Origin of the sequence: Pseudomonas sp. HMWF006, assembly GCF_003061205.1 — a bacterium.
In the GTDB taxonomy this organism is placed as follows: Bacteria; Pseudomonadota; Gammaproteobacteria; order Pseudomonadales; family Pseudomonadaceae; genus Aquipseudomonas; species Aquipseudomonas monsensis.
Genome location: NZ_QAIU01000399.1, coordinates 1 through 13,157 on the forward strand (window position 1 = coordinate 1; position 13,157 = coordinate 13,157).

Here is a 13,157-nt window from a genome sequence, read left to right on the forward strand (position 1 = left end):
AGGAGTTTTCCGTTTCGACTGCGCCGGAAGTGGGGCGAATTATAGACTTCCAGAATTTGCCGTCAACACTTAATTTCAGTTTTCTTTCAATAACTTACGATCAGGCTAAAAAACAGCCAAATCACCCCTCTATATAGAAGAAGTGACCCAGCCTTCTATATAGAAGGCCACCTCAGAGCACTCCATCCTCTTTCAACGCCGCCACCGCACCCGCGCCCAACCCCAGCACCCGCTGCAAAACCTCCAGCGTGTGCTCGCCCAATAAAGGAGGGGCACGTCGGTATTCAACCGGCGTCTGCGATAACCGGATAGGGCTGGCCACCTGAGGAACCATCCCGGCCAACGCATGTGGCAGCTCTATCGCCAGACCCCGGGCCTTCACCTGCGGATCTTCAAACACCTGCGACAGATCATTGATCGGCCCACACGGCACACCCGCCTGTTCAAGCTCGGCAACCCACTCAGCCGTCGTCTTGAAGACTGTGGCCTGCCGAATCAGCGGAATCAGCACCGCGCGGTTCGCCACCCGCAGCTTATTAGTAGCAAAGCGCGGATCATCGGCCCACTGCGGCTGCCCCGCCACTTCGGCGAACTTGCGGAACTGCCCGTCATTACCCACGGTGAGGATGAAGTCACCATCAGCGGTAGGAAAATCCTGATAAGGCACGATGTTCGGATGCGCATTCCCCAGACGCTTTGGCGCATTGCCTGTGGTCAGGTAATTCATCGCCTGGTTCGCCAGACACGCCACCTGCACGTCCAGCAATGCCATGTCGATATGCTGACCACCGCCATCGTGATCGCGATGGGCCAGCGCAGCCAGAATCGCCACCGTCGAATACAGGCCGGTGAGAATATCCGTCAACGCCACACCAACCTTCACCGGTCCGGCGCCTTCATCGCCTTCAGGCCGGCCCGTCAGACTCATCAAGCCGCCCAGCCCCTGAATCATGAAGTCATAACCCGCTCGCTTGGCATACGGCCCGGTCTGGCCGAAGCCGGTGATCGAGCAATAGATCAGATCGGGATTGATCGCCTTCAGCGACGGGTAATCCAGACCGTAAGCGGCCAGACCACCGACCTTGAAGTTCTCGATAAGAATGTCCGACTTGGCCGCCAGCTCTCTCACAAGCTGCTGCCCCTCGGGCCGCGTAAAGTCGATAGTCACCGATTGCTTATTGCGGTTGGCCGACAAGTAATAAGCCGCTTCTGTCGTGTTCTCGCCATAAGCGTCCTTAAGGAAGGGCGGCCCCCAGGCGCGCGTGTCATCACCGTTGCCGGGGCGCTCGACCTTAATCACCTCGGCGCCAAGGTCGGCGAGGATCTGCCCGGCCCACGGCCCGGCCAATACTCGCGATAAATCCAGTACCCGCAGATGCGACAACGCGCCCATGGTCGCTCTCCTGTTAATAGAACGCCTGCAGACCGGTTTGCGCGCGCCCCAGGATCAGCGCGTGGACGTCATGAGTACCTTCATAGGTATTCACCACCTCCAGGTTGACCAGGTGACGAGCCACGCCGAACTCATCGGAGATACCGTTGCCACCCAGCATGTCGCGAGCCATCCGGGCGATGTCCAGGGACTTGCCGCACGAGTTGCGCTTCATGATCGAAGTGATTTCCACCGCAGCCGTGCCTTCGTCCTTCATGCGCCCCAGGCGCAGGCAGCCTTGCAGGGCCAAGGTGATTTCGGTCTGCATGTCGGCCAGTTTCTTCTGAATCAATTGAGTAGCTGCCAGCGGCCGGCCGAACTGGTGGCGATCAAGGGTGTACTGGCGAGCGGTGTGCCAGCAGAACTCGGCAGCGCCCAATGCACCCCAGGAGATGCCGTAACGCGCCGAGTTGAGGCAGGTGAACGGACCTTTCAGACCACGCACGTCAGGGAAGATGTTCTCCTCCGGCACGAACACGTTGTCCATGACGATTTCACCGGTGATCGACGCACGCAGGCCGACCTTGCCATGAATCGCCGGAGCGCTCAGGCCTTTCCAGCCCTTCTCCAGCACGAAGCCACGGATGTCGCCGGCATCGTCCTTGGCCCAGACCACGAACACATCGGCGATCGGGCTGTTGGTGATCCACATCTTGGCGCCGGTCAGGCTGTAGCCGCCGTCGACCTTGCGCGCACGGGTGATCATCGCGCCCGGATCGGAACCGTAGTTCGGCTCGGTCAGGCCGAAGCAGCCGATCCACTCGCCGGACGCCAGTTTTGGCAGGTATTTCTGTTTCTGGGCTTCAGTGCCGAATTCGTTGATTGGCACCATCACCAGCGAGGACTGCACGCTCATCATCGAGCGATAGCCGGAATCGACACGCTCCACTTCGCGAGCGATCAGACCGTAGCTGACATAGTTGAGACCGCTGCCGCCGTATTGCTCCGGGATGGTTGCGCCGAGCAGACCGACTTCGCCCATCTCGCGGAAGATCGCAGGATCGGTTTTCTCATGACGGAACGCTTCAAGGACACGTGGCGCCAGGCTCTGTTGAGCGAACTGCGCGGCGGTGTCGCGGATCATGCGCTCTTCTTCGGTGAGCTGTTGATCCAGCAGCAGGGGATCGATCCAGTTGAAGCTAGCTTTACCGCCCATGAGTGTGTCCTCGCAAATCGGTGAATTAACGTGGCATTGATCCTAGGCCCGGTTCGTCATCCCGGCAAACGAGGATTTCGCATCCTGTTGTGCTAGTTTCTCACTCCGAGACGGCGCCGGATGCCTTTTACATGCTGCATTAGTGAGGTTAACGTACATGCGCAGGAAGATCCCCAGCACTACCGCCCTGATCAGCTTTGAGGCCGCCGCTCGTCACGAGAGTTTCACCAAGGCAGCCGAAGAACTTTCCCTCACCCAAGGTGCTATTTGCCGACAGATCGCCAGCCTTGAGGACTTCCTTAGCGTGGAACTGTTCCGACGTTCGCGGCGTGGCGTAAAACTGACCGAAGCAGGACTTTCCTATAGCCGCCGTGTTGCCACGCAACTGGATGCCGTCGAGCGCGATACGCTGTCGGTGATGGGCCAGCAAGGCACCAACGTAATCGAGCTGGCGGTGGTGCCGACGTTCGGCACGCAATGGTTGCTACCCCGGCTGAAAGACTTCCAGCTCAAGCATCCGGAGGTGACCGTCAACCTGACCAACCGTACCCGGCCGTTCCTGTTCGCCGACACTGACTTTGACGCGGCGATCTACTTTGGCGACGCCGATTGGTCCGGTACCGAATCCCACAGACTGATGGGCGAAAATCCGATGCCGGTATGCAGTCCCGCCCTGTTGGGCAAAAACACGCATCTGACAGCTGACGAGATTGCCGATCTTCCACTCCTGCAACAAACCACCCGACCCTACGCCTGGCGCCAGTGGTTCAACTCGCAACACTTGAATATTCCTCGCGACATGACAGGTCCGCGCTACGAGCTATTCTCCATGCTGGCTCAGGCCGCCATGCACGACATGGGGATCGCGCTGATTCCACCGTTCCTGATTCAGCGTGAATTAGCCGAGAAACGCCTGGTGATTGCCAACCCCAATGCGCTCTCAAGTATCAAAGCCTATTACCTGATGATTCCTGAGCGAAAGGTCGAATCGGCGTCACTCAAGGCATTTCGCGATTGGCTGGTCAACCAGGCAAATAGCTACAGCCTAGAAGGATAAAGGCCTACAGCGATTGCTAACCCGGTAGTCAGGAAAATCAAAGCCCTACAGATATAAGTATTTGTCGCAAAATCGCAGACTGTATCCGAAAGTCGTACAGACGTCCCACAAGCGCCTGAAGACGTGGCTTTGAGCCTCCATCCGCGACTCATTACGGCCTATTCACGCCGCCGATGAGAAATTTTTTCCAATTCAGCCAGAATCCTTACAAGGCACGGCCTGCAAGGGATTGCACTAGCTATCTGCGACATTCGGTCACGGCATGACTTGTAGTTAATTTTCCGTCACCCGTCATAATCCCTTGAAGGGCATAAAGTTCGCCTGCAAAATGCCGCGCCCCGCCCTGATTTGGCGGGATCGTGCTGATCGGCCGCCCCAGTCGCACCATCCGCAGTGCCTGGGTTTACTCAATAAGATCACGCAGGAGATTTGACGTGCACATTGGTGTTCCTCTCGAAACCCAGACCGGTGAAACACGGGTTGCTGCAACCCCGGAAACCATTAAAAAGCTGATCAGCCAAGGTCATAAGGTCACTGTGCAAACCGGCGCCGGCGTTAAAGCCAGTGTTGTCGACAGTGCCTATGAAGCGGCGGGCGCGATCATTGGCAGTGCCAACGATGCGTTCGGTGCCGAGCTGATTCTCAAAGTGGTCGCCCCCAGCGACGCCGAACTGGCGCTGATCAAGCGCGGCGCGGTGCTGGTCGGAATGCTCAATCCGTTCAATAACGAAACCATCGCCAAAATGGCCGAATGCGGGATCACCGCGTTCGCCCTCGAAGCCGCGCCGCGCACTTCTCGCGCACAGAGCCTCGACGTGCTGTCGTCGCAGGCGAACATTGCCGGCTACAAGGCCGTGTTGCTGGCCGCGCACTACTATCCGCGCTTCATGCCGATGCTGATGACGGCTGCGGGCACCGTGAAAGCGGCGCGCGTGCTGATTCTCGGCGCAGGCGTGGCTGGATTGCAGGCCATTGCCACGGCGAAACGCCTGGGTGCGGTGATCGAAGCGTCTGACGTGCGTCCGGCGGTGAAGGAGCAGATCGAGTCCCTCGGCGCCAAGTTCGTCGACGTGCCTTACGAGACCGATGAAGAGCGCGAATGCGCGGTCGGTGTCGGCGGTTACGCGCGGCCAATGCCGGCGAGCTGGATGCAGCGTCAGGCCCAGGCCGTGCACGAGCGCGCCAAGCAGGCTGACATCGTCATCACTACCGCGCTGATTCCTGGCCGCAAGGCACCGACGCTGCTAAGCGCGGACACCGTGGCGCAGATGAAACCGGGCTCGGTGGTCATCGACCTCGCCGCTGCTCAGGGCGGCAACTGCCCGCTGACTGTGGCTGATCAAGTCGTGATCGAGAATGGCGTGACCATTTGCGGCCCGACCAATCTGGCTGGTGAAGTCGCTGCAGACGCCTCGGCACTGTACGCGCGCAACCTGCTGGACTTCCTCAAGCTGGTGTTCACCAAAGAAGGCCAGTTCGACGTCAACCTCGAAGACGACATCGTCGCCGCGTGCCTGATGTGCCGCGACGGCCAAGTCATCCGCAAAAACGCCTAAGCAGGGATTCAGACGATGGAAGAGCTTATCTCCCCCGGTATCTACAACCTGATCATCTTCGTGCTGGCGATTTATGTCGGTTACCACGTGGTCTGGAACGTTACACCTGCGCTGCACACGCCATTGATGGCAGTGACCAACGCCATCTCGGCGATCGTGATCGTCGGCGCCATGCTCGCAGCCGCACTGACCGTCACGCCGCTGGGCAAAACCATGGGCACCCTCGCCGTGGCACTGGCGGCGGTCAACGTCTTCGGTGGCTTCCTTGTCACCCGCCGCATGCTTGAGATGTTCAAGAAGAAAGCCCCGAAAGTAAAAGAAGAGGCGCCGAAGTAATGAGCATGAATCTCGTCACGACGCTCTACCTGATCGCGTCGATCTGCTTTATCCAGGCCCTCAAAGGCCTGTCGCACCCGACCACCTCGCGACGCGGCAACCTGTTCGGCATGCTCGGCATGGCGTTGGCAATCCTGACCACCGTCGGCCTCATCTATAAGCTCGGGGCTGAGCTCGCCACGGCCGGTATCGGTTACGTCATCGTTGGCCTGCTGGTCGGCGGCACGGCCGGTTCGATCATGGCCAAGCGCGTTGAAATGACCAAGATGCCGGAACTGGTCGCGTTCATGCACAGCATGATCGGTCTGGCAGCAGTGTTCATCGCGATTGCTGCGGTGGTCGAGCCGCAATCGCTGGGTATCGTTAAACAACTGGGCGACTCGATTCCGGCAGGTAACCGTCTGGAGCTGTTCCTCGGCGCGGCGATCGGTGCGATCACCTTCTCCGGTTCGGTGATTGCGTTCGGCAAGCTGTCGGGCAAGTACAAGTTCCGTCTGTTCCAGGGTGCGCCGGTACAGTTCGCCGGTCAGCACAAGCTGAACGCCGTACTGGGTCTGGCGACACTGGTGCTCGGTGTGACCTTTATGCTCACTGGCAATCTCACCGCGTTCGCGCTGATGCTGGCGCTGGCGTTCGTGATGGGCGTGCTGATCATCATCCCGATCGGTGGTGCCGACATGCCGGTGGTGGTGTCGATGCTCAACAGCTATTCGGGCTGGGCGGCGGCGGGTATCGGCTTCTCGCTGAACAACTCGATGCTGATCATTGCCGGTTCCTTGGTGGGTTCGAGCGGTGCGATCCTCTCGTACATCATGTGCAAGGCGATGAACCGTTCCTTCTTTAATGTGCTGCTCGGCGGTTTCGGCAACACGGCTGATGCTGGCCCAGCCGGTGCGAAAGAAGCCCGCCCGGTGAAATCCGGTTCGGCCGACGACGCGACCTTCCTGCTGACCAACGCCGACACCGTGATCATCGTCCCAGGCTATGGCTTGGCGGTGGCCCGTGCGCAGCATGCATTGAAAGAGCTGACCGAGAAGCTGACCCACCGTGGCGTGACCGTCAAATATGCGATCCACCCGGTGGCCGGTCGTATGCCGGGACACATGAACGTCCTGCTCGCCGAGGCCGAAGTGCCTTACGACCAGGTGTTCGAGATGGAAGACATCAACTCCGAGTTCGGCCAGGCCGACGTGGTGTTGGTACTCGGCGCCAACGACGTGGTCAACCCGGCCGCGAAGAACGATCCGAAATCGCCGATTGCCGGCATGCCGATTCTCGAAGCGTTCAAGGCCAAGACCATCATCGTCAACAAACGCTCGATGGCCAGCGGCTATGCCGGTCTGGACAACGAACTGTTCTACCTGGACAAGACCATGATGGTGTTCGGCGACGCGAAAAAAGTCATCGAAGACATGGTCAAAGCGGTCGAGTAATCCATCGCTGCTGTACCGGACGCCCCGACTTGTCGGGGCGTTTTTGTTTGCGCAAAGCGTTGGACAATTTGCCGCGTTGTTGCAGATCCGGTAACGGTGTTTTACTTGAAACCCGCTAAATAGACGCCTCGTTTGCGACCTTGGTAGCGGGACAGGCGCCCGCGAAATTCACTAGACTGCGCATCCTGCTACTCGCTTCCCGAGAAAATAATCCATGTACCGTGACCGTATTCGCCTGCCTTCGTTGTTGGATAAAGTGATGAGCGCCGCCGACGCCGCAGCTCTGATTGAAGACGGCATGACCGTCGGCATGAGCGGTTTCACCCGCGCCGGCGAAGCCAAGGCCGTCCCTCACGCACTGGCCGAGCGAGCCAAGGTCACGCCGCTGAAGATCAGCCTGATGACCGGCGCCAGCCTGGGCAACGACCTCGACAAGCAACTGACCGAGGCCGGCGTTTTGTCGCGCCGCATGCCGTTCCAGGTCGACAGCACCCTGCGCAAGGCAATCAACGCCGGCGAAGTCATGTTCATCGACCAGCACTTGTCGGAAACCGTCGAACAATTGCGCAACCAGCAATTGAAGCTGCCGGACATCGCAGTGATCGAAGCCGTGGCCATCACCGAACAGGGCCACATCGTGCCGACCACCTCGGTGGGCAACTCGGCAAGCTTCGCGATCTTCGCCAAGCAGGTGATCGTCGAGATCAACCTGGCGCACAACGCCAACCTCGAAGGCCTGCATGACATCTATATCCCGACCTACCGCCCGACGCGCACACCCATCCCGCTGGTAAAAGTCGACGACCGCATCGGCAGTACCGCGATCCCGATTCCGCCGGAGAAGATTGTCGCTATCGTGATCACCCAGCAAGCGGATTCGCCGTCCACGGTATCGACCCCGGACGCCGACACCAATGCCATCGCCGAGCACCTGATCACATTCTTCAAGCAAGAAGTCGATGCCGGACGCATGACCAACAAGCTCGGTCCGTTGCAGGCCGGAATCGGCAACATTGCCAACGCGGTGATGTGCGGCCTGATCGATTCGCCGTTCGAAGACCTGACCATGTACTCCGAAGTGCTGCAGGATTCGACCTTCGACCTGATCGATGCCGGCAAGCTGAGCTTTGCTTCAGGCAGCTCGATCACCCTGTCGGAGCGGCGAAACAGCGACGTGTTCGGCAATCTGGAGAAGTACAAGGACAAACTGGTCCTGCGTCCGCAGGAGATCTCCAATCATCCGGAAGTGGTGCGCCGCCTGGGCATCATCGGCATCAACACGGCGCTTGAGTTCGACATCTACGGTAACGTCAACTCCACCCATGTCTGCGGTACGCGGATGATGAACGGCATTGGTGGTTCCGGCGACTTCGCGCGCAACGCGCACCTGGCGGTGTTCGTGACCAAGTCGATCGCCAAGGGCGGCGCGATTTCCAGCGTGGTGCCGATGGTCAGCCATGTCGACCACACCGAGCATGACGTCGACATCCTCGTGACCGAAGTCGGACTGGCCGACCTGCGTGGCCTGGCGCCGCGTGAAAGGGCACGGGTGATCATCGACAACTGCGTACACCCGGATTATCGCCAGGCGCTGAATGACTACTTCACCGCCGCCTGCGCCATCGGTGGCCATACCCCGCATATCCTGCGCGAAGCGTTGAGCTGGCACATGAACCTGGAAGAAACCGGGCGCATGCTGGCGGTGTAATTCGCACAGTCAACCGCTGATGCAAACACAGTTTGCGTCAGCGGTTTTTTCTACGCGCCTCATCTGGCAAAAACTGTACTGCTGTACCGGTGTTTTCCTACAGCTTTTACCTACGCCAACCTTCGAATTGAGCAAAAATGCACTATTTAAGTGCGGACAGGTACAGTTTGCTCAATTTTGACCCGTACACCCCCTATAAACAGTTAACTGGTCACTCACAATACAGTTGAACTGTATCTAGAGAGACTTGGCAAACGAGAGGATCATGGGCACCAGTTAAACCACTACCTGATCCCGCCACAAGCGGAAGGATGTCAACCATGGAACGTACACTCAGTTCCGAACTGTTCTTCGAAGACAAAGCTGCAAAATCCCAGGCTTCCCTGCCTCTGCGCGTTATCGCCAACCTGATGTTGTGGCAGCGCCGCATCTCCAGCCGCCACCAACTGGCTCGTCTGGATTCGCGTCTGCTGGCTGACGCCGGTATCAGCGAAGCACAACGCTACGAAGAGCTGAGCAAGCCGTTCTGGCGCTAAGTAGCGTCGCTGGCTCTGGTCGCAAGACCCACCGCCAGCACCCGAATTGAACAAACAAAACCCGTTGCGGGAAACCGCAACGGGTTTTGTCGTTTCAGGGCTTGAAAAACATCCGTACAGCGGCGCAGTGGATTAACAGGTACAGTTTTCTAATAGCCAATTCTGAACCAGTACAATTTCACATCAGTGTATCTGCTACTCGCGCTGTATTCGGCGGAGCATGTCCTTAACCCTCCCCGGCTTAAGGAATGCGCCATGAAAGACTTACAGGATGTTTCAGCAACTCCGGTCCAAGCACTTGTTCGCCCACACCCACTGCGCCGGCTGCTAAGTGGCTTGTGGCAAGCACTGGAGCGCGCCAGGACACGGCGTCTGCTGGCTCAGGTTGAGCAACGTGATCTCGCGGACCTGGGCCTCAGTCACGCCGATCGGCTCAACGAACTGGAGAAACCTTTCTGGCGCTAGCATTCTGCCCACTGTTTTAACCCCACGCGCAGGCCTAATATCCATGGCAGAACGTGGCGAATCTTCTGTTACCCACGTCTGACTCATCAGACACAAGCCACCTCTCAATACGGTTTACCTTCAGGAGATACACCATGTCCCGTCTTCGCCTGCTCAGCGCTGCCGCCTTGCTGGCCGTGGCTGCCAACGCCAGCGCAACCAGCTTCATCGTGACCACCGACGCCGTGGTTGGCGCGCTGAAATCCTCTTCGGACGCCACCTCCGACGTCAGCTCTTCGCTGCGCGACAACAAAGTCGTGATCGCTGCCCGTGACGATGCGGCCAGCTTCGTTGCCAGCCAAGGCCAGATCCGCGGCGTGAAACTGGAAAGTGCCCTGGACCTCATCCGTCATCAGGCACCGCAACTGAACGCCACCGACGATCAACTGGCGCGGGCCATTCTGGCGATCTGATCCGCATGGCCAGCAGGGACACGCCAGCCGTGTCCCGATGTTTCGCCGCTGGCTCTGGCCCGGGCATTGCGCTAGCCTTGAGACTCGCTAACCGTTATCGAGTCCCATGCGTTTTCTGACCAACCTGCTTATTCCTTCGGCCTTGATCAGCGCCTGCTGGGCGACGTCGGTCGATGCCTTCGATGTTTCCACCCAGAACACCGTAGTGACGGTATGGGCTACCGGAATGGTGTCTTCTGCGCCATTCGACCGTAAACTGTTGCTCGCCGCTCACGATGACGCGGCGGCGTTTGTTGCCAGTGACGGTGAATTGCGAGGCGCGCAGCTCGAATCCGCCCTGCATTACCTGCGCAAATCCCGACCAAAACTTCATGTCAGCGACCTTGAACTGGCACAGGCAATTCTCGTCCAATAGTTATCCCAGTCCCTAGTTATCATTCCCCCTTCGGAGTCGTTCCATGCGTAGCCCGCTGATTGCTGCCGCCCTTGGCCTGTTTTTGTTGGCCGACGTGGCCCAGGCGCACACCCTGGTAGCCACCAGTAACATCATCGTTCGTGCCTCCCAGCGCACCATTGATTTCACGTCCGATACCACCACGTCGATTCGCGATTCGAAAATCATCCGCGAAGCCCACGATGACGCGGCCAGTTTCGTTGCCACCAACGGCGAGATTCGTGGCGCGCACCTCGAAGCTGCGCTCAACACTCTGCGTACTCGTGTGCCGGAAGCGCGCGACGCCAGTGATCAGGTACTCGCCGAAGCCATCCTCGCACTGTGAAGTCACTCGGCGCCTGGCTACTGGCCGGGGCGATGTTGCTGCTTGGCAACAGCGCCCACGCGGGCCTGCAACTGCGGCTCAAGACCGACGGTCTGAGCCCTGCCCAGCAACAGGCCAGTCAGGCGCTGATCGATGAAGCCCTGCAGAAGCTGCCGCCCAGCTTCATCGAGCGGCTGGACCGGCGCATTGATGTCGGCTGGACCGACGACATGCCCGGCAATGCCTATGGCCAGGCCACGCTGGTGGCGGAACTCGATCTGAACCGCAAACTGCTCGCCGGTCTCACCGACGGCAGTGCAGCCAAAGAGAAAACCAATCGCCCCCACGGCACTGTGCGTCAGGAACTGCTCGCCACGGTGCTGCACGAAATCACCCACATCTATGACCGCGCCCGCCTGTGGCCCAGCGCCGAACGTACGCTGATCCAGCGCTGCACCCGGCGTTTCAACAGCGCCGGGCTGATCGGCATTCCCGATGAGTGTCGTGGCCAGAACGGCCGCCGCTTCACCCTCAGCGATGATCCGCGCCTGCTCGACCTCGCCGGATGGCAGCAGTACGTCGGTCGCCGTGGGGAACGTGAACAACACAATCGGCAGATTGCCCGCAGCCCGGACCTGTACGAGATCTCCAGCCCGAAGGAATTCGTCGCGGTCAACATGGAGTATTTCCTCCTCGACCCGAGTTACGCCTGTCGGCGTCCGGCGCTGTACCGCTATTACCAGCAACACTTCGGCTGGGCGCCGCCGACCAAGGACACCTGCAGCAAGACCTTCGCCTTCCTGAACGCCGGTAACGACTTCGCCAAGCAACCCTTGGGACAGGTCGATCCGGAGCGGGTCTACGCCGTCGACTATCTGTTGGCCGAAGCCAATCAGAACTGGGTCAGTCGCTGGGGCCACAGTATGTTGCGCCTGGTGATCTGCGCACCGGGTCGGCCGCGCGGACCGGACTGCCGACTCGATCTGGACCAGCATCTGGTGCTGTCCTATCGCGCCTTCGTCGGCGACGTGCAACTGTCGAGTTGGGACGGACTGGTCGGCAAGTATCCGTCACGCCTGTTCGTGTTGCCGCTGGCCCAGGTCATCGACGAATACACCAAGACCGAACTGCGCAGCCTTGCCTCCGTGCCGCTGAACCTGTCGCGCGCTGAAATCGAAGGGGTGGTCGAGCACGCCGCCGAGATGCACTGGAGCTACGACGGCAACTACTTCTTCCTCTCCAACAACTGCGCGGTGGAAGGCCTGAAACTGTTGCGCAGCGGCAGCGACAACGCGCAACTCGTCGGTCTGGACAGCATCATGCCCAACGGTTTGCTGGAAGTGCTCAAGGGCCGTGGCCTGGCCGATACCAGCGTGCTGGATGATCCGAAAGAGGCGCTGCGCCTTGGCTATCGCTTCGACTCGTTCCGCGACCGCTACCAGGCGATGTTCGATGTGTTGAAGAAGCAGTTGCCGATCAAACAGAACACCGTTGAAGAGTGGCTGTCGTTATCGGCCGAAGAGCGCCGGCCGTGGTTTGAGCGCGCAGACCTGCGCACCAGTGCTGCCCTGCTGCTGTTGGAGCAGGCCAGTTACCGCCGTCAGTTGTTGCTGGCGCAGGATGAGGTCAAGCAGCGCTACCTGGGTGCCCGCGAGCTGGAAAACGGCGGCATGGACAAGGCCAATGCGACCTTGCAGGAGATTCTCGCCAACAGCGGCTTCCTCAGCCGCCCTGCGGAATTGCTCGACAGCCGCGGTTACGGCTTGCCACAGCCGACCGAGTTCAGCCGCCTGGAAGCGGAAAGCAGTCAGCGGCAGAAAAAACTGCTGGCGCTGTCCGGCGATCTGGACGCGGAAGTGCGCAAGTTGCTGGAACCCAAGCGCGCGGCCGAAATTGCAGCCAGTGAAACCAATGTGAAACAGATCGGTGAACATCTGCGCAAATTGCACAAGGCTTCCGGCGGACTGGAACTGCCCTGATACACGAAAAGCAACAATCCCTGTGGCGAGGGGCTTGTTCCCTCGCCACACGTGTTCTCCTTACATCAATACAAAACCCCATCCAGAATTTCGTAAATGATCCCGGTGCCCACCGCAATCAGCACGATGTCGCCCCCGGCCCGGCGCCATTCATAGCCTGGGTACACCGGCAAGCGGCTCAGCGCCCGACCGTCCAGCCGTTCGCCGTAATAGCCGCGCGGCAACGGCCGGCCGCGTTCCAGATGGATGCCCGGCGGTGGCGGTGCACCGCGCACGAAGTAGCCGTGGT

General features: G+C 59.5%; 14 protein-coding genes. 11 read left to right on the forward strand and 3 right to left on the reverse strand.

Annotation, left to right across the window (positions count from 1 at the left end; translation table 11 throughout):
* Positions 1-172 precede the first annotated feature (172 nt).
* Entirely contained in the window at positions 173-1,393 is a 1,221-nt protein-coding gene (locus DBR24_RS16400) for a CaiB/BaiF CoA-transferase family protein (RefSeq protein ID WP_123470297.1), read from the reverse strand.
* Between the two features lie 13 nt (positions 1,394-1,406).
* Positions 1,407-2,588, reverse strand: a complete 1,182-nt coding sequence (locus DBR24_RS16405; protein ID WP_128615285.1) for an acyl-CoA dehydrogenase — start codon at positions 2,586-2,588, stop codon at positions 1,407-1,409.
* A 157-nt stretch (positions 2,589-2,745) separates the two neighbouring features.
* On the opposite strand from DBR24_RS16405, the gene DBR24_RS16410 reads away from it, so the two are divergent.
* The 11 genes from DBR24_RS16410 to DBR24_RS16460 all read left to right on the forward strand — a co-directional run bounded on the left by DBR24_RS16410 (position 2,746) and on the right by DBR24_RS16460 (position 12,868).
* On the forward strand, positions 2,746-3,645 hold the full coding sequence (locus tag DBR24_RS16410) for a LysR family transcriptional regulator (protein ID WP_123470293.1): 900 nt from the start codon (positions 2,746-2,748) through the stop codon (positions 3,643-3,645).
* A gap of 434 nt (positions 3,646-4,079) precedes the next feature.
* Positions 4,080-5,201, forward strand: coding sequence for a Re/Si-specific NAD(P)(+) transhydrogenase subunit alpha (locus DBR24_RS16415; RefSeq protein WP_123470291.1), 1,122 nt, complete (start codon positions 4,080-4,082; stop codon positions 5,199-5,201).
* Positions 5,202-5,216: 15 nt separating this feature from the next.
* Positions 5,217-5,537, forward strand: a complete 321-nt coding sequence (locus DBR24_RS16420) for an NAD(P) transhydrogenase subunit alpha (RefSeq protein WP_003187417.1) — start codon at positions 5,217-5,219, stop codon at positions 5,535-5,537.
* Entirely contained in the window at positions 5,537-6,970 is a 1,434-nt protein-coding gene (locus DBR24_RS16425) for an NAD(P)(+) transhydrogenase (Re/Si-specific) subunit beta (protein ID WP_128615286.1), read from the forward strand. The genes DBR24_RS16420 and DBR24_RS16425 overlap by 1 nt, the downstream gene beginning before the upstream one ends.
* A 214-nt stretch (positions 6,971-7,184) precedes the next feature.
* Entirely contained in the window at positions 7,185-8,678 is a 1,494-nt protein-coding gene (locus DBR24_RS16430; protein WP_123470288.1) for an acetyl-CoA hydrolase/transferase family protein, read from the forward strand.
* Between the two features lie 320 nt (positions 8,679-8,998).
* On the forward strand, positions 8,999-9,214 hold the full coding sequence (locus DBR24_RS16435; RefSeq protein ID WP_041074721.1) for a DUF1127 domain-containing protein: 216 nt from the start codon (positions 8,999-9,001) through the stop codon (positions 9,212-9,214).
* 255 nt (positions 9,215-9,469) lie between these two features.
* Positions 9,470-9,679, forward strand: coding sequence for a DUF1127 domain-containing protein (locus tag DBR24_RS16440; RefSeq protein WP_128615287.1), 210 nt, complete (start codon positions 9,470-9,472; stop codon positions 9,677-9,679).
* Positions 9,680-9,813: 134 nt separating this feature from the next.
* Positions 9,814-10,131, forward strand: a complete 318-nt coding sequence (locus tag DBR24_RS16445; RefSeq protein WP_123470284.1) for a DUF2388 domain-containing protein — start codon at positions 9,814-9,816, stop codon at positions 10,129-10,131.
* 106 nt (positions 10,132-10,237) lie between these two features.
* Positions 10,238-10,546, forward strand: a complete 309-nt coding sequence (locus DBR24_RS16450) for a DUF2388 domain-containing protein (protein WP_123470282.1) — start codon at positions 10,238-10,240, stop codon at positions 10,544-10,546.
* Between the two features lie 43 nt (positions 10,547-10,589).
* Positions 10,590-10,910: a DUF2388 domain-containing protein gene (locus DBR24_RS16455; RefSeq protein ID WP_123470280.1), complete on the forward strand. Its 321-nt coding sequence runs from the start codon at positions 10,590-10,592 to the stop codon at positions 10,908-10,910.
* Positions 10,907-12,868 carry a DUF4105 domain-containing protein gene (locus DBR24_RS16460; RefSeq protein ID WP_128615288.1) on the forward strand — a complete coding sequence of 654 codons (1,962 nt, stop codon included), beginning with the start codon at positions 10,907-10,909 and terminating at the stop codon, positions 12,866-12,868. Before DBR24_RS16455 ends, DBR24_RS16460 begins: the two co-directional genes overlap by 4 nt.
* 65 nt (positions 12,869-12,933) lie before the next feature.
* Here DBR24_RS16460 and DBR24_RS32420 read toward each other — a convergent pair.
* Positions 12,934-13,157, reverse strand: a 224-nt coding sequence (locus DBR24_RS32420) for an RcnB family protein (RefSeq protein ID WP_256591562.1), incomplete at its 5' end; no start/stop codon positions are given.

Excerpts from the sequence above, each read along its gene's own strand:
- DBR24_RS16400 (WP_123470297.1), bottom strand. The coding sequence starts at position 1,393 with ATGGGCGCGTTGTCGCATCTGCGGGTACTGGATTTATCGCGAGTATTG.
- DBR24_RS16405 (WP_128615285.1), bottom strand. The coding sequence starts at position 2,588 with ATGGGCGGTAAAGCTAGCTTCAACTGGATCGATCCCCTGCTGCTGGAT.
- DBR24_RS16410 (WP_123470293.1), top strand. The coding sequence starts at position 2,746 with ATGCGCAGGAAGATCCCCAGCACTACCGCCCTGATCAGCTTTGAGGCC.
- DBR24_RS16420 (WP_003187417.1), top strand. The coding sequence starts at position 5,217 with ATGGAAGAGCTTATCTCCCCCGGTATCTACAACCTGATCATCTTCGTG.
- DBR24_RS16425 (WP_128615286.1), top strand. The coding sequence starts at position 5,537 with ATGAGCATGAATCTCGTCACGACGCTCTACCTGATCGCGTCGATCTGC.
- DBR24_RS16430 (WP_123470288.1), top strand. The coding sequence starts at position 7,185 with ATGTACCGTGACCGTATTCGCCTGCCTTCGTTGTTGGATAAAGTGATG.
- DBR24_RS16435 (WP_041074721.1), top strand. The coding sequence starts at position 8,999 with ATGGAACGTACACTCAGTTCCGAACTGTTCTTCGAAGACAAAGCTGCA.
- DBR24_RS16440 (WP_128615287.1), top strand. The coding sequence starts at position 9,470 with ATGAAAGACTTACAGGATGTTTCAGCAACTCCGGTCCAAGCACTTGTT.
- DBR24_RS16445 (WP_123470284.1), top strand. The coding sequence starts at position 9,814 with ATGTCCCGTCTTCGCCTGCTCAGCGCTGCCGCCTTGCTGGCCGTGGCT.
- DBR24_RS16450 (WP_123470282.1), top strand. The coding sequence starts at position 10,238 with ATGCGTTTTCTGACCAACCTGCTTATTCCTTCGGCCTTGATCAGCGCC.
- DBR24_RS16455 (WP_123470280.1), top strand. The coding sequence starts at position 10,590 with ATGCGTAGCCCGCTGATTGCTGCCGCCCTTGGCCTGTTTTTGTTGGCC.